This window comes from Streptomyces spiroverticillatus, from assembly GCA_014650415.1.
GTDB classification, from domain to species: domain Bacteria; phylum Actinomycetota; class Actinomycetes; order Streptomycetales; family Streptomycetaceae; genus Streptomyces; species Streptomyces spiroverticillatus.
The window spans coordinates 244552-268832 of the sequence record BMUX01000003.1 but is presented as its reverse complement, the minus strand read 5'-3'; the positions used below and the strand labels follow the sequence as shown (position 1 = coordinate 268832).

Below are 24281 nucleotides of genomic sequence, written 5' to 3'. Positions count from 1 at the left end.
GAGCCGTGCGGAATGGTGCCCACATTCACCCTGGCCAGGGTCTCTTTACGCGTCACAGCGTGAGTTCGGTGAGGGCTTCGGTGTCGTTGATGAAGTCGCGGGCGACGTCGGCGAGGCGGCGGTTGTGGGCGCGGGCGTAGCGGCGCAGGGCGGTGAATGCCTGTTCCATGTCGATGCCTTGGCGTTCGGCGAGTTTCCCCTTGGCCTGTTCGATGAGTACACGGCTGTTCAGCGCGGTCTGCAGCTGTTCGTTGAGGGCGTGACCGCGTTGGGTGGAACGCTGCTGGAGGAGGCTGATGGTGGCGACGTCGGCCAGTGCCTGCGCGATGGACGTACTGACGGGGTCGAAGGGGCCTGGTGTGGTGCGGAACAGGTTGAGGGCGCCGACGGTTTCGTCCCGCAGCCGCATCGGCAGGGCCTGGACGGCGCCGAACCCGTGGAGGGCGGCCTGCGCGGTGAAGCGGGGCCAGCGGCCTGCTTCGGCAGCCAGTTCGGGGGCGGCCACCGCAGTGCCGGTGTGAAAACACTCCAGGCAGGGGCCCTCGTCGTTCTGGAGCTGGAAGAGTTCCAGCAGCCGCACTTGTTCGTCGGAGGCCGCCATGACGCGCAGCGCACCGTCCCGGTCGGCGAAGAGCACGCCGGCGGCGCTCGTACCGAGGAGACTCACGCAGCGGTCGCTCAGCAGGCGCAGGAAGTCGATCAGGTCGAAGTCGGCGACCAGGTTGTCCGCCAGCTCGACGAACGTCTCGGCCAGAAGTCTTTCATTCATGTAATCCACCCTTATTGGGAGACTAGGCCCGTCACTGCCGTGGCGGAAGCGGGCAGCGGCTGTTGCTGGCCTCGGCGGCGCTATCTGTCCTGATCGGTGCGGTACGGCTCCGCGTCGGGGCGGAAGCGCAGGCGATGGGCCACCACGTCCGCGGCGACGTGGGTGATCCGGTGCCCGTGGGTGAAGGCATGGGCGCGCAGGCGGACGAATGCTTCGTCGATGCCGACGCCGAGCTGGACGGTGAGGATGCCGGTCGCCTGGTCGATCTCGGCCCGGTATCCGTTCGCCTCCAGGGCGTACCCGGTTTCTTCCTCTTTGTTGTCCGGCATCCCGGCGGGCCCTCCGTGCACGGAGTCGAGGAGGATCAGGGTGGCGAGGTCGGCGAAGGCGAGCGCGTCCGCGAGATCCTCCGCACCGAGCGGGCCCGGCTTGCTTGCGTAGAGGTCGAGGACGCCGGGGCTGATCGCCCCGATCTGCAGCGGCAGAGCGAAGATCGCGACGGCTCCCAGTGTGAGTGCTTCGGTGGCGAAAACCGGCCAGCTGTCCTGGAGTTCGCTGTCTGCCATGTCCGGTGTCAGGATGGGCACACTTCCGGTGAACGCATCCACGCACGGTCCTTCACCCAGCGTGAGCTGCAGTTCCTCCAGCTGTTCGCTGGTCCCGTCGGTACTGCACAGCGGGTAGTTGGCCACCGACGTGGACATCGCGGATATCCCTGCCCCGCCGACCGGGAGGGCGGCCACCGCCGCCGTGCATACGTCCCTCAGGTCGACCCGGGCGCCCCGCTGCGCCGCCTGCTCGGCGACCAGGGTCATGATCCGTGAGGATCTGTTGCCCGCCTTCACTCCACCCCCCGGGCTGTACTGGGGCCGATGTCTTCGCCCAGCCTCTGCACGGTGCGCTCCCCGAGCGGAAGGCCCAGGACCCGCAGCGGCGCGGTGGCCTGCGGCCTGCGCAGGCGTCCGAGATCCTGCCAGCCCCAGGTGCGGAAGGCGGCGAGCGCGGCCCGGTCCTCGGCGGCGATTGCCGTCACCCCGAGTGTCGCTTGCCGACAGGCCAGCAGGTGCTCCTGCATCCTGCGCACCAGTACGCCGTCCTGTGCGTGCGGACGGACCAGGATGTGAGAGACGGCGAACACGTTCTGGGAGACAGTGAGTTGGTACACGCTCCGTGGCAGGGTTCCGCGGAACCCGTGCCACCAGGAACCGTCGCCGGGTACGGGGAACCCGAAGGCGCACCCGACCAGGTCGTCCGTCTCGGCGACCACCATGGTGAACCCGGGTCGCCGGATGTCAGCGGCCAGGCGGTCGCGGAAGTCGTCCCGGCTGCCGGTCTCCTCTTCGAGCGGGGGAGCCGAGTGCTGCAGGAAGAGGTCTACCAGGTCCCCGCTGCGGTCCTGGGCCCGCCATCGGTTCAGCTGACTCAGCCGTGCGGCGCCCATGGCACGGGGCTCGTGGTCGCGGGGCGTGGGCGGGTGTCTCCGCAGGGTCGTCACTGCACACTCTCCAGATCGGCAGCAACCATCGGCCTGCGCCGCCGCGGCATCACGGACAGGGCCTCTGGCAGCGCGGCCGGAGCGGGGGACGGCAGTCCGTCCAGGGGCGGTGCACGATGGTGTGCGAACGGATGCCCGCGGAGCAGGAATTGGCATCCGGTGAGGTCGACGACCCGTACCAGCAACGGTGGCGCGTGGTGCAGGCGGAAGGACGCTCCGGCCCGATCGGCCTGGAGCAAGGCGAGGAGGAAGGTGTTGAGGCCGCTCACGTCGCAGAAGGTCACGGTGGTGAGGTCGACGTCGATGGTGCGGATGCCGTCGCGCAGGCACTGTTCCACCGACGTCCGGACCAGGGGAACGGTGTCCAGATCGATCTCCCCGGCCAGAGTGAGGAGCGCGCGGCTCCCCCGATCGTGCCGGTAGGCGTTCAACTGCGTCAGGGACATGGCACCTCGGTTCATGAGACCCGCTGCGAAGAGCCGGACGGCAATGCCGGATTCCGGGACCTTCCAGCGGGAAGGAGTGGGGATCGGCGGCAGCCGCACTCGTGGCACCCGGCTGCGCCCGCTGCTGTTCTCTGGCGAGTCGGGTACGTTCCGTCAGCTGTAGTGCTCACGGTCACCGCGCATCCATCCGCTACGGTGCCGCCTGGCATACCGGCGTCCCCAGCGGTCCTCGCGCTCCCGGTCGTCGCGGTACTCCTCGTAGTCCCGGTAACCGCCGCGGCTGCGGTGCCGGCCGTACTGCATCAGGCCGAAAATCAGGAGGGCGGCGGCCACCCACCAGAGCGAGTTCAGGAATCCCAGGCCGAAGAAGACAGCGAGGACGAGGAGAAGCAGCACCATCATGACGGCCCATCCGGAGCGGAAGCGTGCACGCAGCCGGGGACCGGGGCCTTGACCTCCCACCGTAGCGCTGCCAGGCACCTGCCGACGGCGGCGCCCAGACGCGACTACTGACATGTGCGCAGGGCCAGTTGTCGTCTGGCCAGAGGGCGCGGGCGCCGCTGGCGTTCAGCCGGCCGCCCTGGGCCCCGGCGGCATCGCATCATGAGCGCGCCCCTGCGCAGGGGCGCATCCCTGCTTCCTCTCACGCTGCTCGGGACTTTCCCGGTGGGAGGACCTGACACCTCCGACGGCCCGCCCCCAGGACACTCCGCCATCAGCGCGCAGGCCCAACCCCATGCGGAAGGTCCTGAGATCTCCAAATCCCCTGCTGTTAAGCAGCGTTGACATGCGGTGGTGCGAGGCGTTCACTGGCGAGTACGGCACGGGGCCGTACCACCGCTGGACCGTCACGGTGCGGCACGAGGCCCCTGTCCCCTTCGCCCGGACCCCGCGGAAGCCAAGAACGTCCCGTTCGCCTTCCGGAGGTCCGGCCATGCCGCTGTGGATTCCGCTCCTCCTCGCCGTCCTGATTTCTTCGGGATTCGGCTTCACCGTGCGGCAACTCCTCCGCCACTTCGCCGCGGTCCTGCTCGTTCTGTGGCTTGCCGGATACGTGACACCCGCACGCGAACTGCTGAGGCCCGCTCCGCAGTGACAAGTGACAGACGGGCACCGCCCTTTGACGGCTCCCGGCAGCACGTACCCCCAGGAGGATCAGATGCTGCACTCCGCGCACCGTTCACCCAGGTTCGAGCAGAAGTTTCAGACTTCGAACGGCCGTCCCATCGAGGTGAACGGCCAGACCGTGCACCTCGCCTTCGGCATACCCATCGAGTGGTCCTCCGCCAGGGTGGCCCTCCGCTTCGTGTCCTCCGCCAAACGCCCGGTCCAGGGCGTGTGCCTCGACATGTCGGAGGGAGACCTCCTGGTCAACGGGCTCCAGGCGTCGGGGATCACCCTGTGGGCCGACACCACGCCCCCGCTCGTCCACCTGGAACTCCTCAAGGCGCCCACCACCGCGGCAACTCTGCTGGTCTGGAACTGCTGGCGCGACGCGCGCGGAGTCCGCCACTCCTGGACCGGCAACGCGGGCTTCACACTGGCCTCGCCCAGCCCCACTTCATACCGCTTCAGCTGCAGTGACGGCCTGGGGGCCGCCGATTTCAGCAACCTCGTCCTGGACCTCGAAATCGAGCCCAAGGTCCCGGTGTTCGGCCTGGGCCCCCTCATCCGTGACGATCACACCCAGGGCTGACCGGTCCGCAGCAGCGCACCCTTCCCAGCCCGAACCGAGGCGTCCGATGCGCACTCCGCAGGAACCGCACGCAACCAACCGCCAACCCGACCCGCCGAGCACCGGCCCGTCCGCCATGGACACCGTACGGCTGCGCAGGCTGAACCGTTGGCAGGCCGAGCAACTGCAGGAGGACCTCGCGGATCTGTACGTCGAGTCCTCCGCCGGCCCGCCGGGAAAGGACTTCCACCGCCGGGAGGAATTCCTGCACCGGCTGGCGGAGACCGTGCAGCAGCCGGGGTTCGACATGCTGGTCGCCGAGTCCACAGTGCTCGACGGATGCGTCTACGGATTCCCGGTGGGCCGTGACGGCTCGTGGTGGGAGGGCTTCGACGGTCAGCTCCCGCACAAGCTGGAGCAGCTCACCGCGTCCGGGCACGTCTTCGCGATCACCGAGACCCTCGTCCACCCGCACGGCCATGCCACCGGTCTCGCCCACCGCCTCCACCGGCACCTGCTCGCCGACCACCACGCCTCCCTCGGCGTCACCTCGGTGGACACCACGGACCGCACGACCCTCGACGCGTTCCTCCCCTGGGGCTGGCAGGAGGTGGGACGGATGCATCGGCCGCCGCCCGGAGCGGGCACGTCGCGCGTGCTGGTACTGGCCCTCGGCGAGCGCACGGCCGAGCATCCGGACGGTCTCACGCACAATGACCGAACCCAACGTCCTGCATGACCGGGGCCGGTTCAGACCCTGTGCCCAAGCAGCCCTGACCCGCAGGAGAACTGCGCCGACGGTGGAGCACGGGGCTTCCCTTCCTGGCGGTGCCCGGGCCGTGCCGACCTGGCATCCGTGCTCAGCGGCGGGCGAGTTGGCGCTCGCCGCCGGCACCCGGCTTGTAGGGCAGCCCGTAGTGGTGGAAGACGGCTTCTTCCTGCTCGGCGGGCAGCACGTCGTCCACCCCGATCGACGGGGCCTCCTTCACCAGTGCCTTCGCGTACGACACCTTGAGGTACCCGGGCCCGGCCACCGCTTCGGTCAGGGGGACGAAGAGCAGGCGGTGCCGGGTCGGCAGGCCGGTCCGTACCGTGGCCACGGCCGGCTCGTCCGTACTGGTGTCCACGTAAACCGCTTCCAGCACACCGATCTTGTGCGATTCGGCATCGACGACGTCGAGGCCGCGCCATTCCCGAACGTCCGCAGCATGGATCATGACCTTCCTCCCCCTCCGGATTCTTTGCCGTACCGGACCGCTGTCGTGTGCATCCGCCTCAGCGAGGCCCGCAGTGCCCGCTGCATCGGCATCGGGAACGGTTCGTCCTCCGTGGTGGCGACCAGTGCCTCGGCCACCTGACGCAGCGTGACATCGCACTGCCGGGAGATGTCCACCAGCAGGGCGCGCGCGGCTCCCCTGCGGCACGGGGCCAGCGCCATCACCATGCCGCACGCCTGGTCGACCCTTGCCCGCCCGGCCATCACCCGGCGCAGATGATCGTTCTCGGCACGCAGTGTGGCGACATCTGGTCCCGGGGGAGCTTCTCCCCAGGCGACCTCGGCGGTCGCACTCCACCACTCCTCATGAACCGTGCTGTTCGCCCTCTGCATGGCAGGAGCCTCCCGGACTCACACTGCGGGAACGTCGTACGGCACACACGTGCCGCGCCGGGGTCCAGGGCCTTCCGGTCAGCGTAGCCCTACCTCGTGGCCCCGGCACCCGTGCGGCAGTGTCCCTATCGTCCGGGCGCTGATCACCACCCTTCCGGTTGCCTCTTTGGACCGGCCTGACGTACCCAACCCCACGTCCACCAAGCGCCGTTGACAAGGGAGGACGCCAAGCGTTGACTAGCGGTACGGCGTCGGCAATGCCGCTCCGGATTCCCCGGGCGAGGCATTCAGCCTTCCCACTTCGCCCGGACCCCGCGGATTCCATGAACACTTCCGCGATCCGGAGGCCCGGCAATGTTGTGGATCCTTCTCCTTCTGCTGATCCTGGTGATTTTCGGGTTCGGCTTCACCATGCAGATCCTCTGGTGGATCGCTGCCGTCCTGCTGATCGTCTGGGTCGTCGGCTTCTTCATGCGCGGACGCGGCAGCAGCGGGCGTTCGAGCGGCGGGCGCGGCGGTGGCGGACTCCGGTTCGGCCGCAGCCACAGCCGCAGGTAGTTCCCCACCCGCATCGACGCCAGGAGGAAGACCATGAGCGTGCGACGCACCCTCAGGAACAAGACGCAGACCTTCAAGGGCCGGATCAGCGAACGCATCGGCCGCAACACCCGTAACAGGCGACTCGAACGCGAAGGCCGCACCGACCGGATGTCCGGCAATCTCAAGCAGTCCGGCAACAAGGCCAGGGACGCCTTCAGGCGCTGACCCCACCACGGCCCCGGGCGGCGTACGCCACCGTGCAAACGCCGCCCGGCAGGCACCGGAATCCAGCAACGCCCTTACAGGGAAGCGCTATTGACTTACCCGCCGTCGCCGACCGCGGCGGCGACACCAAGGCGGCCGACCGTACACTCGGCGTACGCGTAAAGCAGTACGGCTCCTTCGGGAAGTAGCCGCTCACACCCGAGAGCCGCACGCCACGCGGCCCAGTGGGGTGACTTCCAGGGCCGGTTCGTCGATTTCCTCGCACAAGGCGGACTCCCAGACCGACGCGCTGTTGGCCTGTCCGGCAGGCGTCCGCGGCTTCGCCGACGGAGAACAGGGCGCGTGCTTCAAGGAGCAGACGGCCGCCCTCTCCGTCCACCACGCCACGAACGTACGCGGATACCGCGCCCTGCACGCGGCGGTACGCACCCAGGGCAGCACCGAGGAGACACGCGACGCCCTCCTTCAGGCGCAGGGCCGCTTCGAAGCGCTCCTCGCCCCGCACTTCCACGACACACACCCGCACCAGCCGACAGGAAGCAGCAACTCATGCGCTACGACCAGGAACGCACCCAGCAGCCCCACGCCGGCCCCCCGGGCGCCGTCCAGCAGCGCGCCCCACAGGCCCCCGGCACGCCTTCCGGCACCCCGCCCGGCACCGACCCGGCCCACGCTCGCCCTGCCGGTCCTGCCCGCACCGGCCACAGCCGCGGCAGCGACGACCTCGCCCAGAGTTCTGTACTGCTCCTGCAAGGCGATCGGGACCAGTTCACCCTCCGGCTCCAGCAGGCGCTCAACACCTTCGTCGCCGACCCGGGCAAGGCGGTCCAGGAAGCCGACAGCGTGTTCGACGAAGCCGTCACCCAGCTCACCGAGACCCTCGCCGAACGCCGCCGCACCCTGCGCGCGAGCTGGCAGCACCAGGAGACGGACGCGCAGACCGAGAACCTGCGCCTCGCCCTGCGTCAGTACCAGGACTCCACGGAACAGCTCCTGCGCATATGAGAACCGCCGACGGTCGACCAGCGAACCGACGACGCTCCCCCAACTGTGAGCCCTCCATCAGCCCCCGCTACTCCACGGTGCCGACCTCCGGTCGCCCCGCCGAGGGCTCCTCCGCCGCCGCCCGCCGCAGGCTCCGCCGTTTCGCATGCCGCCTCACGAACTGCGGCAACAACACCCACAGCCCGCCGCACACCATCAGAGTCCCGCTCCCGGCGATCACGCCCTCGACCCGCCCGAGCACCACATCGACCACGAGCAGCACGGACCCGCCGAGGGTCAGTACCAGAACCACCATCCCGGTCGCGGCCAGCCGTGCCGAAGTGCGGACGATCTCCGGCTTGGATCCGCTCTGGAACAGCGTGCGGTGCAATGCGGCCGGTGCGGTGAACAACGCCGCGGCAACCACTGCCAGCAACAGCGTCGCCACGTACATCGCGCGCTGCACCGTGTCGAGCGACGGAAGCCGGGCGCTGAAAGCGACGGTCAAAAGGAACGCGAAAAGGATCTGGACACCCGCCTGCACGATCCTCAACTCCTGCAGCAGCTCACCATAGTTGCGGTCGGCCTGCTCCAGCGTCGTCTCCTCGCGCGGCGTACGCACCTGCTCCTCAGCCATGCCCTGGCAAACTACTCGCTCCCCACCACCACGTCGCTCTGATCAGCCCACCCAATTCGGGTCTGACGCAGGTTTGGGTGAGGTCCGGTCGCGCGGCCCGGCGGGCCGGTGGGGTCATGACGGTCTCGAACCCGTCGGGGGTCAGCCGGCCGGGATGGCGGCGGGGGCGGCCCCCGACGGAGTCGCACCCGCCCACCCCGGCGACGTAACCCCGCCCCCCCATGTGGAACCCATTGATCCCACCCGCCCGCAACACCGGCAGATGATCCAGCCGCAACCCACCACCCACGAGGCTCTGCGGCCCGTACCCCGGCCTTCCCGGCCCTCGCGGCCTCAGCGAGCAACGTCGACAGCCGGTGGCTTTCAGGGGCGGGGCTTGGCATGTTTCTTCCTCCTCGCGCAGCAGGGCGCCGACGGTGTCCGCCCCGACCCTGCGTCCTTGCCGGGCGAGCCCCGCCGCCGGGCTCTTGGTCGACTTCGCCGTCCAGCACAGCGGCGGCATCGGATCGGCCCGCTCATCGGGTTCCACCACAGCCAGACCGGGAACACGGTCCGCAGGCAGTTGACCGACCTGAGGTCAGATCACCGTCCCCTCGATGACCGGCTGTTCACCTTGGGGTCAGCGGCGCCCGGACGCGACTACTGACTTGCGCGCACGTCCAGTTGCCGTCTGGCCAGAGGGTGCGGATGGCGCTAGCGTTCGACCAGCGGCCCTGGACCCCGGCGGCATCGCATCATGAGCGCGCCCCTGCGCAGGGCGCATCCTGCGCATCGGTGTGCACGCCTCGTCGCCTCACGGTGCAGGTTGATGTTCCCGAAGCGCCACACAGCTGGTAGAGGCGATGACCAAGTTGCCCACCAGCCCCACGCGCCACCAACAAGCCGGCGGTGCACATGTACGTGCTGCTGCTCGTCCCCCTGCTTCCTCTCGCCCTGCTCGGGACGGTCCTGGTTCTGTCCTGGTGGGAGGACCTGATGCTTCCGACGGCCCGCCCGGATGAGTCCCCCGCCGTCAACGCGCATGTCTATCTCCACGGGAAGCGGCCGGGTCCCCCAAATATCCAGCTGTGACGCGGCGTTGGCATGCGGTATTGCAAGGCGTTCATTGGTCAGTACGGCACAAGGCCGTGCCTTCGCCGGACCATCACGGTGCGGCACAAGGCCCGTGTCCCCTGCTGTACGGACCGGGTGCGGGGCCTCCTGGCTGTTGTCGCTGCGGGGGCCTACGCTTGTTTGTACCGGTGTGCGAGCGGACTGACCGCGCTCCGGGCAGGCAGTTGGGGCTGTGTCATGGATGTGCGGCAGAACACCGCGGCGAGGAAGCGCGTCGTGGCGACCGCGAGTGCCACCGGCGCAGCCGCCGCATTCAGCGACGTTCCCGTCTCCGACGCCCTGGCCCGCATGCGCGCCCACGCCTTCAGTCACCAAAGCGTCGAAGGAGCTGGCCCATGGTGAGTCGTTCGGCACCGTCCACCGGATGGCGCCCGCGCCAACGGCTCCCGTCCAAGGGGCCCGGAGGAGTTGAAGCAGCGGGGTGCGGTCCGGCACTGCTCCGGGCCGCACCCTGTTCACGCAGTCGTCCCGGGTGCGATCTCGGCGAGGCAACGCCGGGTGGCTGCTGCGGATCGTGAGAGGTCTCACCGTCTTCCTCTCTGGGCGCCGACCAGAACGGGATGTGGCTGCGGGCCCGAGACGGTTAACCTGACGCACCGTTAGGTCGCCTGTGGCACGCGAATGGCACGCGAGCCAAAAGTGGTCTAGACAACAACGAAGCCCCAGGTCTCTGACCTGGGGCTTTTCTATGGAGCGGGTGACGAGAATCGAACTCGCGCTCTGAGCTTGGGAAGCTCATGTTCTACCATTAAACTACACCCGCGAAAACGGCCGTTGAGCTGCTGCCGCATCGTCGGACACTGTACCCCATGTCGGGATCCCGGTGTCCAGGGGCGAGGAGCGGAATGCGGAGTGCCGCTTGGTCGGGCGTCCTGTATATCCCCTAATGTGGCAGCTTCGTCCACGCGTGGTTTGGGGAAGGGACTTGATGGATCGCACCGTCGTCCGCTGTGCCGAGGGGCACGTGTTCAGCACCTCTTCGTTCCCGTTGCGACAGCTCGGTGAGGGGCGGATCGGGCCCGGGAGGCTCGTGAGGTGTCCCCGGTGTGCGCGGCTGCGGCATGCCGTGCCGGTGGCCGGAGAGAAGTAGAAGAGAAGCAGTGAGGCAGGCGCGTGGGGTTGTCCGATTGGGGCGGGCCCGCGCGCTCTGCGTATCCTCGGTAGGTGCTTCTCTCAGACAAGGACATCCGGGCCGAGATCGATGCCGGACGCGTACGTATTGATCCGTTCGACGAGTCGATGGTGCAGCCGTCGAGTGTCGATGTGCGGCTGGACCGCTACTTCCGGGTGTTCGAGAACCACCGGTATCCGCACATCGATCCCGCCGTCGAGCAGGCGGATCTGACGCGGCTGGTGGAACCTGAGGGGGATGAGGCGTTCATCCTGCATCCGGGCGAGTTCGTGCTCGCTTCCACTTACGAGACGATCACGTTGCCCGACAACCTCGCTTCGAGGTTGGAGGGGAAGAGTTCGCTCGGTCGGCTGGGGCTGGTCACGCATTCGACGGCGGGGTTTATCGACCCCGGGTTTTCCGGGCATGTGACGTTGGAGTTGTCGAATCTGGCGACTCTGCCCATCAAGTTGTGGCCGGGGATGAAGATCGGGCAGCTGTGTTTGTTCCAGCTGAGCTCCTCGGCTGAGTTTCCTTATGGGTCCGAGCGGTACGGGTCCCGTTATCAGGGGCAGCGCGGGCCCACGGCCTCGCGGTCCTTCCTCAATTTCCATCGGACGCAGGTGTGATAGCCGGTATGGGTAACAGTGACGTACGAGAGAATCTGACGTACGAGGGGTTCGGGCACGCGGTGCGCGAGCTGGCGCAGACGATCGCCGATGACGGGTACGAGCCCGACATCGTGCTGAGCATCGCGCGCGGTGGTGTGTTCGTCGCGGGTGGTCTCGCGTACGCGCTGGATGTGAAGAACATCCACCTGGTGAATGTGGAGTTTTACACCGGGGTCGGGACGACGCTGGAAATGCCGGTCATGCTGGCGCCGGTTCCGAATGTCATTGATTTCAGCAATAAGAAGGTGCTTATTGCTGATGACGTGGCCGATACGGGTAAGACGCTGAAGCTCGTGCACGACTTCTGCCTGGAGCATGTGGCGGAGGTGCGCAGTGCGGTTATCTACGAGAAGTCGCACTCGCTGGTGAAGTGTGAGTACGTGTGGAAGCGTACGGATGAGTGGATCAATTTCCCCTGGTCCGTCGAGAAGCCCGTCGTGCGGCGTGACGGGCAGATTCTCGACGCGTAAGCAGTGAGTGGCAGGCAGTAGGCGGTAAGTACGGCGGAGGGCCCGGAGCGAATCACTCGCTCCGGGCCCTCTGTCGTGTTCGGGTGCTTCTACAGCGTGCCCAGCTTGATCAGGGAGAGCAGCGCGATCAGCTGGATCGCGGAGGCGCCCAGGGCCTTCGGCCAGGGGAGGTCGTGGGACTTGCTGATCATCGAGGTGAAGAGGGCGCCGGCCGCCAGCCAGGTGGCCCAGCCGATGATCTGGACGACGCTGTTGTCGCCGCCCAGGAAGAGGGCGAGGAGCAGGCGGGGGGCGTCGGTGATCGACATGATCAGGAGCGAGAGGCCCACCGTCGGCTGCCAGGAGCCGTCGCCGCCGAGCTGGCGCGCCACCGTGTGCGTCACCGCGCCCAGGATCAGTCCGCACAGCGTCATCGCGACCGCCGTGATCAGGACGTACGGGATGGCACTCGCGAAGGTCGAGTTGATCGTGTCCTCGCGGGCCTTGTCGAAGCCGAAGACCGCGAGCATGCCGTAGACGAAGGTGACGATCAGCGCGGGGGCCCACACCTGGTGGTCGCGCATCTGCCAGAAGGTCGCACCCGGGCGCAGCACGATGCCCGAGAGCAGCTGCTTCCAGTGCAGGCGCGGGCCGATCGGCGGGGCCGGGGTGTTGCCGGCGCGGTAGGTGTTGCCGTCGCCGTAGGGGTCTTCGTTGACGCTGAAGGCCTGGGTGTGGCCCGGGTTGTTGGCGGCGTACGGGTCGTGGGGGCCCGAGTGGGGGCCTGCTTGGTACGGGGCGGGGCCGCCGCCCTGTGCGTACGGGTCGTAGGTGCCCCGGGGGTCGTAGCCGCCCTGGGGGTCGCCGAAGTACTCCGGCTCGTCGGGGCCGCCGCCTCCGTATCCGCCGTTGCCCCGTGGGGCGCCGGGCCCGTAACCGGGGGCCTGCGGCGGCCACTGCTGACCGCCGTACTGGGGGTGAGGCGGTGCCTGCTGCCCCCCGTACGGCTGCGCCTGCGGCTGCTGCCGCTGCGGTTCCTGCTGCGTGCGGTTGTCCCGGCCGCGTCCGATCCTGAATCCAGCCACGCGAACGAACGTACCCGCTCCGGATACGGCCGGGGACGGGCGGTGGCGGATCCGGGGGCCTTTGCCGCCGAGCTGTGACATCCCCTAGGGGAACCCCGGGGGGACTGCCGGGGAGCCGTCGGGCGGCTGTCGGAGGGGTGGCGGCGGGGCGGCGGCGGGGTTCGTGAGGGTGCGGAGCGTAGTCGGGCGGGCTCGAACTGGTGAGTAATTGTTAAGGATTGGGTGGATTTACATGGATGAGACAGCGTCTGGTGGCGTTCGTTACATTTCCGATGGGTGGCGCACATGTGATCCACGTAACTTCGTCGCTGTCATCGAGGCGCAAATGGCTGCAAAGCCGACAGGGCCGACAAAGCAGACACAGCGAAGACGAAGTACCTGAGGGAGATCAGTTCCTATGAGCGCTACCCGACGCACTTTCCGTACCGCCGCAGTCGCCACCGGGGCCGTCGCGGCCCTCGCGTTCCCGACTGCCGCTGCTTTCGCGGACGAGGTTCCGGCACCGGCCGGCGACCAGACGGCCAGCGCCCCCAAGAGCGAGGCTCCCAAGAGCGAGAGCACCCCCGCTCCCGAGGCCCCCGCGCCGGCCGCGCCCGCCGCTGCTGCCGACGAGACCGTGACGTCCCCCAAGTCCGAGACCCCGCCGCCGACCAACCAGGTCGTGCCCGGCAATGAGACCGGTGCCGGCAAGGACGAGACCACGCCCCCGCCCACCACCAAGCCCGTCCCCGGCAACGAGACCGACACCGGCAAGGACACCGGTAAGGACACCGGCAAGGACAAGGGCACCACCGGCGGCAAGGACGAGACCGTCACGTCCGGCAAGGACACCGGCAAGGACAAGGGCAACAAGGACTGCACCTGTCCCACCGACGGCAAGGGCACCGTCCACCACAACAAGGACTGCAAGGGCGGCCACCACGGCAACCACGGCCACAAGGGCAGCCACGGCCACGGCAACTGGGACGGCCACAAGAGCACCCACACCCACACCCACTCGACCCACGTCCACCAGCAGAAGGTCGTGACGACCCCGGGCAAGGCCACCACCAGCAAGACCGTGGTCGTCCCGCAGGGCACCGTCCCCAAGGGCGGCGTGAAGGCCGGTGCCGAGAACGTGGGCGCCTCCTCCTCCAGCAACACCCTGATAGCCGCCGGTGGCGGTCTGGCCGCCGTCGGTGCCGCGGGCCTCGGCTTCGCGATGATGCGCCGCAACCGTCAGGAGGGCTGACCCTCCGCAAGGTCGGAAACTGACGCCGTACGCGTTCCCGGAAGGGGCCGGAGTGGAGGTGACCACTCCGGTCCCTTCCGCATGACGCGAGGACCCACCAGTCCGCCCAGCCCCGGCAGCCCCACCACCACCGGCACCCACATCAGCACCCACAGCCGGTCCTGCTCGGCCGCCCCCGGCAGCCCCGAAGCCGTCAGGAAGCCGACCGCCCCGGCCGCCGCCACCGTCACCGCCAGCCGCGCGTCCCCCCGCCGCCACAGCAGCCACCCCGCCAGCCCCAGCAGCACCACGAACGCCGTCTCGTCCCGCGCCCACTCCGCCCAGTAGCGCACCGCCAGCACCACGATCCGCATCCCCGGGTCCGCCACGTCGGGCCGTGTGAAGTGGTGCGTGAGCAGGTCCTGCGCCGCCACCGCCGGTCCCGGCAGCCCCAGCAGCCACGACAGCCCCGCGAGCCCGGCGGCTCCGGACGCGCCCGCCGCCGCCAGCAGGAGTGCCGGTCGCTGCCCTGACGTACGTACAAGACGCGGTCGTACGAGACGCGGTCGTACGAGACACAGCCCGGCCCCCACCAGCACCACCCCCACCATCAGCGCCGACGAATACTTCACCTCCGCCAGCACCCCGAACCCCGCCCCCAGCGGCCCCCACGCCCCCGACGGCCGCTCCGCCACCACCCGGTACGCCCCCAGCGTGCAGGCCAGTACGCAGGCCAGCACCGCGCCCTCGGTCAGCGGGCGCATCGCCCAGTAGCCCAGCGGCCCGAACAGCAGCAGCGCCTGCCCGCCCAGCACCGCCCGCGCCCCGTACCCCGCCTCCCGCAGCAGCAGCCCCAGCAGCCACACCGACACCCCGGACAGCGCGAGCCCCGCCAGCCACATCCCCGGCAGCACGCCGCACAGCACAACCAGAGGAGCGACCAGGAGGGGGTAGCCGGGCCGCGCCGCGAAGACCGACTCGTACCGCTGACCGTACGAGCGCAGGCCCGCCGGTACGTCGGCGAGGCAGCCCGCGTACGACCCCGCATCCTGCGCCGAGCAGTACGCCCGCAGCGCCTCGGCGTGGGCGGCCCCCTCGGACGCGCCCGTGAACCGCAGCGCCGCGACGGCGTAGCGGTAGGAGTCGCCGCTGAAGGTCCACTGGGGGAGCAGGACGAGGTGCATCACGGCGAACAGGAAGAACAGCAGCAACACAGGACGCAGCAGCAACACGGGACGCAGCAGCAACACGGGATGACGGCGCATGCGCCCGGGCATAGCAAAAGCGGCCGGTCCCGCCCTCAAGGCAGAACCGGCCGCTCACGCATCCGTACGAACTACTTCACCGGCTCGGGCTCCGGCGCGTCCTCGGACTCCTCCGACGCCGCCGGGTCGATCGGCGTCTTCACCGATTCGAGCAGCAGCTGCGCGACGTCGACGACCGTCACGGACTCCTTGGCCTTGCCCTCGTTCTTCTTGCCGTTGACCGAGTCGGTCAGCATGACGAGGCAGAAGGGGCAGGCGGTCGAGACGATGTCCGGGTTCAGGGACAGCGCCTCGTCGACGCGCTCGTTGTTGATGCGCTTGCCGATCCGCTCCTCCATCCACATCCGCGCACCGCCGGCGCCGCAGCAGAAGCCGCGCTCCTTGTGGCGGTGCATCTCCTGCTGGCGCAGGCCCGGGACGGCGGACATGATCTCGCGCGGGGGCGTGTAGACCTTGTTGTGGCGGCCCAGGTAGCAGGGGTCGTGGTACGTGATGAGGCCCTCGACCGGGGTCACCGGGAGCAGCTTGCCCTCGTCGATGAGGTGCTGGAGCAGCTGCGTGTGGTGGATGACCTCGTAGTCGCCGCCGATCTGCGGGTACTCGTTGCCGATCGTGTTGAGGCAGTGCGGGCAGGTGGCGACGATCTTCTTGGCGGTGCGGGGCTTCTTGGAGTCCACGGTCACCTTGCCGTCGTCGTCGTACTCCTCGCCGAAGGCCATGTTGAGCGCCATGACGTTCTCCTGGCCGAGCTGCTGGAACAGCGGCTCGTTGCCCAGGCGGCGGGCGGAGTCACCGGTGCACTTCTCGTCGCCGCCCATGATGGCGAACGTGACGCCCGCCATGTGGAGCAGCTCGGCGAAGGCCTTGGTGGTCTTCTTGGCGCGGTCCTCCAGGGAGCCCGCGCAGCCGACCCAGTACAGGTACTCGACCTCGGTGAGGTCCTCGATGTCCTTGCCGACGACCGGCACCTCGAAGTCGAGCTCCTTGAGCCACTCCAGGCGCTGCTTCTTCGCCAGGCCCCAGGGGTTGCCCTTCTTCTCCAGGTTCTTGAGCATCGTGCCCGCCTCGGACGGGAAGGCGCTCTCGATCATGACCTGGTAGCGGCGCATGTCGACGATGTGGTCGATGTGCTCGATGTCCACCGGGCACTGCTCGACGCAGGCACCGCAGGTGGTGCAGGACCACAGGACGTCGGGGTCGATGACGCCGTTCTCTTCGAGGGTGCCGATGAGGGGGCGCTCGGCCTCCGCCAACGCCGCGGCCGGGACGTCCTTGAGGGCCTCCTCGGACGCCTTCTCCTCGCCCTCCATGTCCTTGCCGCCGCCCGCCAGCAGGTACGGCGCCTTGGCGTGCGCGTGGTCGCGCAGGGACATGATCAGGAGCTTCGGGGAGAGCGGCTTGCCCGTGTTCCAGGCGGGGCACTGCGACTGGCAGCGACCGCACTCGGTGCAGGTCGAGAAGTCGAGGATGCCCTTCCAGCTGAACTGCTCGACCTGGCTGACACCGAAGACGGCGTCCTCGGCCGGGTCCTCCCAGTCGATCTCCTTGCCGCCGGTGGTCATCGGCAGCAGCGCGCCGAGCGCGACGTCGCCGTCGGCCCTGCGCTTGAAGTAGATGTTCGGGAAGGCCAGGAAGCGGTGCCAGGCCACGCCCATGTCGGTCTTCAGCGCGACCGTGATCATCCAGATGAAGGAGGTGGCGATCTTCAGACCCGCGAAGAAGTACGTGAGCTGCTGGAGCGTGGAGAGGTCCATGCCCCGGAACCAGGCGACCACCGGGTACGAGATGAAGAACGACGCTTCGTAGGAGTCCACGTGGTGCTGGGCGCCTTCGAGGGCGTGCAGCGTGAAGATGCAGATGCCGACGATCAGGATGACCGACTCGACGAAGTACGCCTGACCCGCGTTGGAGCCCGCGAAGCGGGACTTGCGGCCCGGCTTGTTCGCCTTGCTCAGCTGGCGGATCACGATCAGGACGGCGATGCCGACGATCGTCATCGTGCCGATGAACTCCACGAACATGTTGTACGGAGCCCACTCGCCGATGATCGGCAGCATCCAGTCGGCCTGGAAGAGCTGGCCGATGGCGTTGACGATCGTCAGCAGCAGCGAGAAGAAGCCCACCGCCACGAACCAGTGCGCGACGCCGACGACGCCCCACTTGTTCATGCGCGTGTGGCCGAGGAACTCCTTGACCACGGTGACCGCGCGCTGCCACGGGTAGTCGGTACGGGTGCCGGCGGGCACGGGCTGTCCGAGCCGTACGAAGCGATAGATCTGGAAGATCGCACGGCCGAACAGCGCGACGCCGACTGCCATGAGGACCAGCGACACGATGATCGCGGCGAGTTGCATTTGGGGGCTCCTCGGGCCTGCGAGGGTGGGTAACGGGGGTGCCTGGGGGCGGTCCCGGGGGTCCCGGGCCTCAGGCTTGATTACGCTGTGCTGATTACTGAGGGGTAACTTATCCAGTCGAGCTGAGATTACCCACTTATGCCGTCGCACAGTATCCAGGCGGCCGGTGATCTGCGTCGCTCAGGCTCCCCTCACCCACGCCTGCCTACAGCCGGTCGGCCGCCCCGCACCTGTTCCTCGCGTCGAAGAGGTACGAGGCGTTCCGCTCGATCAGCGGGTAGTCGAAGGCGTCGTGGTCCGTCGCCAGCACCACCGCGTCCGCCGCCCGCACCTCCGCCCCGGTGAGTTCCACCAGGAGTACGTCGTCGGGCAGGTGCGCGGAGTCCGCGTGGGGTTCGACCGCGCGCACCCTCGCGCCCCGGCGGACCAGGAGCTCGGCGATGTGCACGGCGGGGGACTCCCGGACGTCGCCCGTGTTCCGCTTGTACGCCAGTCCCAGGACCAGCACCGAGGCCCCGCGCAGGTCCCGGCCGAGGCCCTTCTCCATGCGGCGGATCACGTACTCGGGCATCTGCTCGTTGATCTCGTTGGCCAGCGAGACGAGGCGCACGTCGTGGTGGAGCTCCCGGCGCACCTGCCAGGAGAGGTACGAGGGGTCCACGGGGAGGCAGTGGCCGCCGACTCCCGGACCCGGGTAGAAGGGCATGAAGCCGAAGGGCTTCGTCGCGGCGGCGTCGACCGCCTCCCAGATGTCGATGCCGAGGGGGCCCGCGCACATCGCCAGCTCGTTGACCAGCGCGATGTTCACCTGCCGGAAGGTGTTCTCCAGGAGCTTGGTCAGCTCGGCGGTGCGCAGCGAGGAGACCGGGACGGTGCGCTCGGTGATCCGGTCGTAGAAGGCGCGCACGGCGGCGAGGGAGGCCGGGTCGATTCCGGCGACGGCCTTCGGGGTGTTCTCCAGGCGCCAGGTCGGGTTGCCGGGGTCGATCCGCTCGGGGCTGTAGCCGAGGCGGAAGTCGCGGCCGGCCCGCAGACCGCTGCCCGCTTCGAGGATCGGGCCGAGCAGGTCCTCGGTCGTTCCGGGGTACGTCGTCGACTCCAGCACGACGGTCGCGCCGGGCCGCAGGTGCGGGGCCACCGCGCGTCCGGCGCTCTCCACGCAGGACAGGTCGGGCACGCCGTCGCGCAGGGGGGTGGGGACGGCGATCACGCAGATGTCGTACGGAGCCTCGCAGCCGGTGGTGATGTGCAGGCGGCCGGAGTCGAGTGCGGCCAGGAGCCGGGGGAGGGGATGTCCTCGACGTGGCTGTCCCCCGCCTCCAGGCACTTGGCCTTGTACTCGTCCGTCTCGATTCCGGTGACCCGGAAACCCGCTTCGGCGGCGCGTACGGCGGGGGGGAAGACCGACGTAACCCAGGCCCACGACGCATACAGTCATCACGGATGACAAATTGTCTGAAAAGGCGTCAAATGTCGTAAATCGGACATGGGATGCGGCGCGGCGGGTGGGGTCGGCGGACGGGGCGTGACACACCTTTCGGTGTTACCGGCCGAAAAGGGGATAAAAGCCAATGGCTGCCATGGGCACAATCGACGCAGTGGTGACGGGGGCCGGTGGATTCATCGGCGGACACCTCACCCGCGCCCTTCTGGACGAGGGCCTGACCGTGCGGGGCGTGGACCGCAAGCCGCTCCACGCCTGGTACCAGGCGCACCCGGAGGCCGACAACCTGGTCGGGGACGTGGACCTGCGCGAGGACTGCGCGCAGGCCATGGCCGGCGCCGAGGGTGCGGAGGTGTTCCATCTCGCCGCCGACATGGGCGGGATGGGTTTCATCGAGAGCCACAAGGCCGACTGCATGCTCTCCGTGCTCTCCAGCACGCACATGCTGATGGCCGCCCGGGACGCGGGCGCGGGCCGTTACTTCTACTCCTCGTCCGCGTGCGTGTACGCGGCCGGCAAGCAGACCGAGGCCGACGTCGCCGCACTGCGCGAGGAGGACGCGTACCCCGCGATGCCCGAGGACGGGTACGGCTGGGAGAAGCTCTTCAGCGAGCGCATGGCCCGGCACTTCCGCGAGGATTTCGGCCTCGCCACCCGCACCGCCCGCTACCACAACGTCTACGGCCCGTACGGGACCTGGACCGGCGGCCGTGAGAAGGCCCCCGCCGCCGCCTGCCGCAAGGTCGCGCTCGCGGTGCTCACCGGGACGGACGAGGTCGAGATCTGGGGCGACGGCGAGCAGACGCGTTCCTTCACGTACATCGACGACTGCGTGGAGGGCACCCTGCGCCTGGCCCGCAGCCAGGTCGTCGAGCCGCTCAACATCGGCTCCGACCAACTGGTCAGCATCAACCAGCTCTTCGCGATCGTGGAGTCCATCGCCGGGGTCCGCCTCAAGCACCGGCACATCCCCGGTCCGCTCGGTGTGCGCGGGCGCAACAGTGACAACACCCGCATCATGAAGGAGCTCGGCTGGGAGCCCGAGACCCCGCTGACCGCCGGTCTGGAGCGGACCTACCGCTGGGTGTACGACCAGGTCAGCGCCCAGCTCGACGGCCGTCCGTACTTCGCCGCGTGAGCGTCATGGGTCAGCAGGTACGGGTGGACGTGCTGGGCACCTGGGTCAGTGCGACCCGTCCCGCACAGGCTGTGGACGAGATCGGGCGGTGGATCGAGACGCCCGGCCTGCGGTCGTACGTGTGCGTGACCGGGGTGCACGGGGTGATGGAGTCCGTACGCGACCCCTGGCTGCGCGGGGTGCACAACCGGTCCGGGCTGACCGTGCCCGACGGGATGCCGATGGTGTGGGCGGGCAGGCGGGCCGGGGCGCACGGGATGTCCCGGGTGTGCGGGCCCGACCTCTTCCTCTCGGTGCTTCAGCGGGCGGCGGAGCGCGGCTGGTCCTCGTACTTCTACGGCGGCGCGGAAGGTGTGCCGGAGCTGCTCGGCGAGCGGATGGCCGGGCGCTACCCGGGGCTGAAGGTGGCGGGGGCGTACTCGCCGCCGTACCGGCCGCTGACGGCCGCCGAGGACGCGGACGTCGTCCGGCGGATCAACGACTCCGGGGCCGACCTGGTCTGGGTCGGGCTGTCCACGCCCAAGCAGGAGCGGTGGATGGCCGAGCACCGCGACCGGTTGGAGGCTTCCGTGCTGCTCGGCGTGGGCGCGGCCTTCGACTTCCACACCGGGCGGGTGCCGCAGGCGCCGTTGTGGATGCAGGAGCGGGGCCTGGGCTGGGCGTACCGGCTGGCGAAGGAGCCGCGCCGGCTGTGGCGGCGCTACCTGCGCAACAACCCCGAGTACCTGGCCCGCATCGCGCTGCGCCCGCCCCGGCTGGTGACGGGGGAGCCGGTGGCGGCGGGAGGGTGCTGCGGAGGCGGCCGCTCTGCCGGGGCGCCGACCGTGATGTCGGGGGAGGTCCGGTGAGCGGCTCCCTGCGGATCGCGCTCGTGCACAGCTTCTACGGCTCCGGGCAGCCCAGCGGCGAGAACCAGGCCGTGCTGGAGCAGGAGCGGGCGCTGCGGGCCGCCGGGCACGAGGTGCTGCTGGCGGCCGCGCACACCGACCAACTGGCGGGCGGGGCCTACCCGTTGAAGGCGGCCGCCCGGGTGGCGACCGGGCGCGGGGCGACCCCGCTGGCCCGGCTGCGGGAGTGGCGGCCCGACGTCGTGCACGTCCACAACCTCTTCCCGAACTACGGGCGTTCCTGGGTGCGCGAGTGGCGGGGGCCGCTCGTGGCGACCCTGCACAACTACCGCCCGCTGTGCGCCGCCGCCACCCTCTACCGGGAGGGCGCCGCCTGCACGCGCTGCCTCGACGGGGAGCGCTGGGCGGGCCTCAAGGAGGGCTGCTACCGGGGCTCGCGGCTCGCGACACTCCCGCTCGCGTGGGCCGGTCGCGGCGGTCCCGGCGCCGATGCGCTGCTCGGGCGGGCGGACCGGCTGGTGGTGCTCTCCGAGCTGAGCCGGCGGACGTACGAGAAGGCGGGCGTCGCCCCGGAGCGGCTCGCGCTGGTGCCGAACTTCGTCACCGATGCTCCGGCGGTCAACTCCACGGGCGGCAAGGGGCGTTGGGTCTTCGCGGGCAGGCTGGGCGCGGAGAAGGGCGTCCTGGAGCTGCTGCGGCGCTGGCCCGACGGGGAGCCGCTGGACGTGGTCGGCGACGGCGAGCTGGCGCAGGCCTGCCGGGCCGCCGCGCCCTCGTCGGTGCGGTTCGTCGGCGCGCTCGGCCGTGAGGAGCTGCGGCGGCGGATGCCGTCCTGGCGCGGGCTGGTCTTCCCCAGCCGCTGCCTGGAGAACGCCCCGCTGGTGTACGCGGAGGCGCTCGCCGCCGGGCTGCCGGTGCTGGCCTTCACGGGCTCCTCGGTCGCCGAGGCGTTACGTACCGAGGGCACCGGCGCGGTCACCGGCTGGGACACCCCGCTCGCCGCCGAGCTGCGGGAGGCCGCCGCCCGCTTCCCGGGCCTGCGCGCCCACTGCGCCCGGGTGTTCGCCGAGCACTACCGGGAGCCGGTCTGGCTGGGGCGTACGCAGGAGTTGTACGCGTCGGTCGTACGGGAGAGGGGGGCCGTGCCGTGTCCCGCGTGAGCACCGCCCGGCGCCCCCGGATCACCGTCGTCCAGCCGTACGTCACCGGCTACCGGGCCCCCTTCCTGGCCCGCCTCGGGCCCGAGCTGGACGCCCGGGGCATCGACCTGACCGTGGCGCACGGGCGGCCCACGCCCTGGCTGGTCGCACGCGGGGACGCGGTGCGGCTGCCGGGGGCGCGGGAACTTCCGCAGCGCAGCGTCGAGTTGGCCGGGCGCACGCTGATCTGGCGGGACCTGGGCGAGCTGGCCGAGCGCAGCGACGTACTCGTGGTGGAGCAGGCGCTGCACAACCTGGAGAGCCTGCCGCACCTGCTGCGCCCGGGGCGGCGCGGGCCCGCCGTCGCGCTGTGGGGGCACGGGAGTTCGCGGACCGTGCGGCACGGGAGCGGGCTGCGGGCGGTCAAGCGGGCGCTGACCCGGCGGGCGCACTGGTTCTTCGCGTACACCGACAGCGGGGCGAAGGCGGTGGGCGACACCGGCTTTCCCGGGGAGCGGATCACCGTCGTGCGCAACACCATCGACACCGGTGCGCTGGTCGCCGCCCGGGAGGCCGTCACGGACGCCGAGGTGGCCCGCTTCCGGTCCGAGCACCGGCTCGTGCAGGGGCGCACCGCGCTCTACATCGGGGCGCTCGACGCCACCAAGCGGCTGGGTTTCCTGCTGGACGCCGCCGAGCGGATCGCCCGCGAACTGCCCGGGTTCAGGCTGATCGTCGCCGGTGACGGCGACGGGCGGGGCGAGGTGGAGCGGGCCGCGGCGGCGGGCGCACCGGTCGTGTACGTCGGGCGGACCACCGGTGACGCGCACAAGGCGCTGCTCGGGGCGGCGAGCGACCTGATGCTGGTGCCGGGGCTGGTCGGGCTGGTCGCGGTGGACTCCTTCGCGCTGCGCACGCCGGTTCTGACCGTACGGAGTGCCTTGCACGGGCCGGAGTTCGACTATCTGCGCGACGGGCACAACGCGGTGATCACCCACGACTGTCCGGGCACCTACGCGGCCACGGCGGTCGCCCTGCTCACCGGCGGGGCCGAGCTGGACCGGCTGCGCGAGGCGTGCCGAACGGACGCGGAGCGCTACACCATCGGAGGGATGGCGGAGCGGTTCGCGCGGGGGGCACAGGAAATGGTGCGGGCGCTGCCTAACTTCGGCATATGAGCACAAATTCGGGTACATCGACCCCGATCGCGCAGCAGGACCTGGACCCGGCCCCGCAGCAGGGCCTCTCGACCGTGCCGCCGCAGGATGCGCCCCCCGTACCGATGGGCGAACTCCAGCAGTCCGAGCACGGCGAGGGGCACGACTACGCGGCCGGGTCCCCGCACATCCGCCACCACTCCGTCCGCGAGCGCCTGGTCCGTACGATCCACACGACCGTCGCCGACACGATCCGGCGCAACGGGCGCTGTCTGGTCACCGAGGTCGGCGCGGGCCACGGCACCTTCACCGACCATCTCCTGGCGGCGGGCGCGGAGGTCGTCGTCACCGAGATGAGCGCCCCCAGCGCGGACTTCCTGCGTGAGAGGTACCGGTACAACCCGCGCGTGACGGTCCGTCATGATCCGTACGGGGAAGCCGCGTTCGAGGGGGAGCGGCCCGATCTGGTGGCCTGTCTGTCGGTGCTGCACCACATTCCCGACTACCTCGGTACGGTCGCCGCGCTCGCCGAGCGCATCACCCCCGGCGGCAGCTTCCTCAGCTTCCAGGACCCGCTGTACTACCCCCGCCGCAACGCCGCCTCGCTCGGCCTGGACCGGGCCGCGTACGCGTGGTGGCGGATCGGGCAGGGCGGCTTCGCGCGGGGCGCGGCGACCCGGCTGCGGCGGCTGCGCGGGGAGCTGGACGAGTCCAACCCGGCGGACATGGTCGAGTACCACGTGGTGCGCGACGGCTGCGACGAGCGCGCCCTGCACGGCATCCTGCGGCACGAGTTCGCCTCGGTCGAGGTGGACCGGTACTGGTCGACGCAGTCGCCGCTGCTCCAGTACGTCGGCGAGCGCTTCGGCCCGTACACGACCTTCGGGATCGTGGCCCGCGACAGGAAGTAGACCGGG

Annotated in this window: 28 protein-coding genes, 1 tRNA gene and 1 pseudogene; 16 read left to right on the top strand and 14 right to left on the bottom strand. The window is 69.8% G+C overall.

The window, feature by feature from the left end:
• Positions 1–52: 52 nt before the first annotated feature.
• The 5 genes from IE269_RS09440 to IE269_RS09420 form a co-directional block, all read right to left on the bottom strand.
• Entirely contained in the window at positions 53–769 is a 717-nt protein-coding gene (locus IE269_RS09440; RefSeq protein ID WP_189822364.1) for a GAF and ANTAR domain-containing protein, read from the bottom strand.
• Between the two features lie 80 nt (positions 770–849).
• Positions 850–1584 (bottom strand): ANTAR domain-containing protein, encoded by a 735-nt coding sequence (locus tag IE269_RS09435; RefSeq protein WP_189822363.1) that lies wholly within the window; start codon positions 1582–1584, stop codon positions 850–852.
• Positions 1585–1610: 26 nt separating this feature from the next.
• Positions 1611–2264: a hypothetical protein gene (locus IE269_RS09430; protein WP_229897515.1), complete on the bottom strand. Its 654-nt coding sequence runs from the start codon at positions 2262–2264 to the stop codon at positions 1611–1613.
• Positions 2261–2710: an STAS domain-containing protein gene (locus tag IE269_RS09425; protein WP_189822362.1), complete on the bottom strand. Its 450-nt coding sequence runs from the start codon at positions 2708–2710 to the stop codon at positions 2261–2263. The genes IE269_RS09430 and IE269_RS09425 overlap by 4 nt, the downstream gene beginning before the upstream one ends.
• Before the next feature lie 153 nt (positions 2711–2863).
• Entirely contained in the window at positions 2864–3112 is a 249-nt protein-coding gene (locus IE269_RS09420; protein WP_189822361.1) for a hypothetical protein, read from the bottom strand.
• Positions 3113–3644: 532 nt separating this feature from the next.
• On the opposite strand from IE269_RS09420, the gene IE269_RS09415 reads away from it, so the two are divergent.
• The 3 genes from IE269_RS09415 to IE269_RS43055 all read left to right on the top strand — a co-directional run bounded on the left by IE269_RS09415 (position 3645) and on the right by IE269_RS43055 (position 5124).
• Complete coding sequence (locus tag IE269_RS09415) at positions 3645–3806, top strand: hydrophobic protein (RefSeq protein ID WP_189822360.1); 162 nt, start codon at positions 3645–3647, stop codon at positions 3804–3806.
• 63 nt (positions 3807–3869) lie between these two features.
• A complete protein-coding gene (locus IE269_RS09410) occupies positions 3870–4406 on the top strand; it encodes a hypothetical protein (RefSeq protein ID WP_189822359.1) in 537 nt (178 codons plus the stop codon).
• 46 nt (positions 4407–4452) lie between these two features.
• Positions 4453–5124, top strand: coding sequence for a hypothetical protein (locus IE269_RS43055; protein WP_229897513.1), 672 nt, complete (start codon positions 4453–4455; stop codon positions 5122–5124).
• A gap of 121 nt (positions 5125–5245) precedes the next feature.
• On the opposite strand, the gene IE269_RS09400 is transcribed toward IE269_RS43055, so the two are convergent.
• Both IE269_RS09400 and IE269_RS09395 read right to left on the bottom strand, forming a co-directional pair.
• Positions 5246–5602: a PRC-barrel domain-containing protein gene (locus tag IE269_RS09400; protein WP_189822358.1), complete on the bottom strand. Its 357-nt coding sequence runs from the start codon at positions 5600–5602 to the stop codon at positions 5246–5248.
• Complete coding sequence (locus tag IE269_RS09395) at positions 5599–5994, bottom strand: ANTAR domain-containing protein (RefSeq protein ID WP_189822357.1); 396 nt, start codon at positions 5992–5994, stop codon at positions 5599–5601. Before IE269_RS09395 ends, IE269_RS09400 begins: the two co-directional genes overlap by 4 nt.
• 354 nt (positions 5995–6348) lie before the next feature.
• Here IE269_RS09395 and IE269_RS09390 point away from each other — a divergent pair, with 354 nt between their 5' ends.
• The 3 genes from IE269_RS09390 (at position 6349) to IE269_RS09380 (ending at position 7764) form a co-directional block, all read left to right on the top strand.
• Positions 6349–6552: a hydrophobic protein gene (locus IE269_RS09390; RefSeq protein WP_189822356.1), complete on the top strand. Its 204-nt coding sequence runs from the start codon at positions 6349–6351 to the stop codon at positions 6550–6552.
• 33 nt (positions 6553–6585) lie between these two features.
• Positions 6586–6759 carry a CsbD family protein gene (locus tag IE269_RS09385; RefSeq protein ID WP_189822355.1) on the top strand — a complete coding sequence of 58 codons (174 nt, stop codon included), beginning with the start codon at positions 6586–6588 and terminating at the stop codon, positions 6757–6759.
• A gap of 549 nt (positions 6760–7308) precedes the next feature.
• Positions 7309–7764, top strand: coding sequence for a hypothetical protein (locus tag IE269_RS09380; protein WP_189822354.1), 456 nt, complete (start codon positions 7309–7311; stop codon positions 7762–7764).
• A gap of 67 nt (positions 7765–7831) precedes the next feature.
• Here the strand turns inward: IE269_RS09380 and IE269_RS09375 are convergent, their stop codons facing one another.
• Both IE269_RS09375 and IE269_RS43045 read right to left on the bottom strand, forming a co-directional pair.
• Positions 7832–8380 carry a DUF6328 family protein gene (locus tag IE269_RS09375; protein WP_189822353.1) on the bottom strand — a complete coding sequence of 183 codons (549 nt, stop codon included), beginning with the start codon at positions 8378–8380 and terminating at the stop codon, positions 7832–7834.
• Between the two features lie 373 nt (positions 8381–8753).
• Positions 8754–8936 (bottom strand): annotated as a pseudogene (locus IE269_RS43045) (ISAzo13-like element transposase-related protein); the annotation flags it as partial.
• Between the two features lie 332 nt (positions 8937–9268).
• Here IE269_RS43045 and IE269_RS09365 point away from each other — a divergent pair.
• Positions 9269–9451, top strand: coding sequence for a hypothetical protein (locus IE269_RS09365; RefSeq protein WP_189822351.1), 183 nt, complete (start codon positions 9269–9271; stop codon positions 9449–9451).
• Positions 9452–10182: 731 nt separating this feature from the next.
• Here IE269_RS09365 and IE269_RS09360 read toward each other — a convergent pair.
• Positions 10183–10256, bottom strand: a tRNA-Gly gene (locus IE269_RS09360).
• A 123-nt stretch (positions 10257–10379) separates the two neighbouring features.
• On the opposite strand from IE269_RS09360, the gene IE269_RS43040 reads away from it, so the two are divergent.
• The 3 genes from IE269_RS43040 (at position 10380) to IE269_RS09350 (ending at position 11745) form a co-directional block, all read left to right on the top strand.
• On the top strand, positions 10380–10583 hold the full coding sequence (locus IE269_RS43040; protein ID WP_229897511.1) for a hypothetical protein: 204 nt from the start codon (positions 10380–10382) through the stop codon (positions 10581–10583).
• Positions 10584–10657: 74 nt separating this feature from the next.
• Positions 10658–11233: a dCTP deaminase gene (gene dcd / locus IE269_RS09355; RefSeq protein ID WP_189822350.1), complete on the top strand. Its 576-nt coding sequence runs from the start codon at positions 10658–10660 to the stop codon at positions 11231–11233.
• Positions 11234–11241: 8 nt separating this feature from the next.
• Complete coding sequence (locus IE269_RS09350; RefSeq protein ID WP_189822349.1) at positions 11242–11745, top strand: phosphoribosyltransferase; 504 nt, start codon at positions 11242–11244, stop codon at positions 11743–11745.
• 89 nt (positions 11746–11834) lie between these two features.
• On the opposite strand, the gene IE269_RS09345 is transcribed toward IE269_RS09350, so the two are convergent.
• Complete coding sequence (locus IE269_RS09345) at positions 11835–12809, bottom strand: Yip1 family protein (RefSeq protein ID WP_229897510.1); 975 nt, start codon at positions 12807–12809, stop codon at positions 11835–11837.
• Positions 12810–13206: 397 nt separating this feature from the next.
• Between IE269_RS09345 and IE269_RS09340 the strand changes: the two genes are divergently transcribed.
• Positions 13207–14040, top strand: a complete 834-nt coding sequence (locus IE269_RS09340; RefSeq protein WP_189822347.1) for a hypothetical protein — start codon at positions 13207–13209, stop codon at positions 14038–14040.
• Here the strand turns inward: IE269_RS09340 and IE269_RS09335 are convergent.
• The 3 genes from IE269_RS09335 to IE269_RS09325 all read right to left on the bottom strand — a co-directional run bounded on the left by IE269_RS09335 (position 14028) and on the right by IE269_RS09325 (position 18965).
• The gene (locus IE269_RS09335) at positions 14028–15284 is read right to left on the bottom strand and encodes a hypothetical protein (protein WP_189822346.1); all 1257 of its coding nucleotides are present in this window, start codon (positions 15282–15284) and stop codon (positions 14028–14030) included. The two genes, IE269_RS09340 and IE269_RS09335, sit on opposite strands and share 13 nt — an antisense overlap.
• Before the next feature lie 71 nt (positions 15285–15355).
• Complete coding sequence (locus IE269_RS09330; RefSeq protein ID WP_189822345.1) at positions 15356–17638, bottom strand: (Fe-S)-binding protein; 2283 nt, start codon at positions 17636–17638, stop codon at positions 15356–15358.
• Between the two features lie 205 nt (positions 17639–17843).
• Entirely contained in the window at positions 17844–18965 is a 1122-nt protein-coding gene (locus IE269_RS09325; RefSeq protein WP_308436938.1) for a nucleotide sugar dehydrogenase, read from the bottom strand.
• Positions 18966–19218: 253 nt separating this feature from the next.
• On the opposite strand from IE269_RS09325, the gene IE269_RS09320 reads away from it, so the two are divergent.
• The 5 genes from IE269_RS09320 to IE269_RS09300 are packed head-to-tail and all read left to right on the top strand — an operon-like array spanning position 19219 to position 24275.
• Positions 19219–20220 carry an NAD-dependent epimerase/dehydratase family protein gene (locus IE269_RS09320; RefSeq protein WP_189822344.1) on the top strand — a complete coding sequence of 334 codons (1002 nt, stop codon included), beginning with the start codon at positions 19219–19221 and terminating at the stop codon, positions 20218–20220.
• 5 nt (positions 20221–20225) lie between these two features.
• A complete protein-coding gene (locus IE269_RS09315) occupies positions 20226–21068 on the top strand; it encodes a WecB/TagA/CpsF family glycosyltransferase (RefSeq protein WP_189822751.1) in 843 nt (280 codons plus the stop codon).
• On the top strand, positions 21065–22228 hold the full coding sequence (locus tag IE269_RS09310) for a glycosyltransferase family 4 protein (protein WP_229897509.1): 1164 nt from the start codon (positions 21065–21067) through the stop codon (positions 22226–22228). Before IE269_RS09315 ends, IE269_RS09310 begins: the two co-directional genes overlap by 4 nt.
• On the top strand, positions 22225–23385 hold the full coding sequence (locus IE269_RS09305; RefSeq protein ID WP_229897508.1) for a glycosyltransferase: 1161 nt from the start codon (positions 22225–22227) through the stop codon (positions 23383–23385). The genes IE269_RS09310 and IE269_RS09305 overlap by 4 nt, the downstream gene beginning before the upstream one ends.
• The gene (locus IE269_RS09300; protein ID WP_229897507.1) at positions 23382–24275 is read left to right on the top strand and encodes a class I SAM-dependent methyltransferase; all 894 of its coding nucleotides are present in this window, start codon (positions 23382–23384) and stop codon (positions 24273–24275) included. Before IE269_RS09305 ends, IE269_RS09300 begins: the two co-directional genes overlap by 4 nt.
• The last annotated feature ends 6 nt before the right edge of the window (positions 24276–24281 follow it).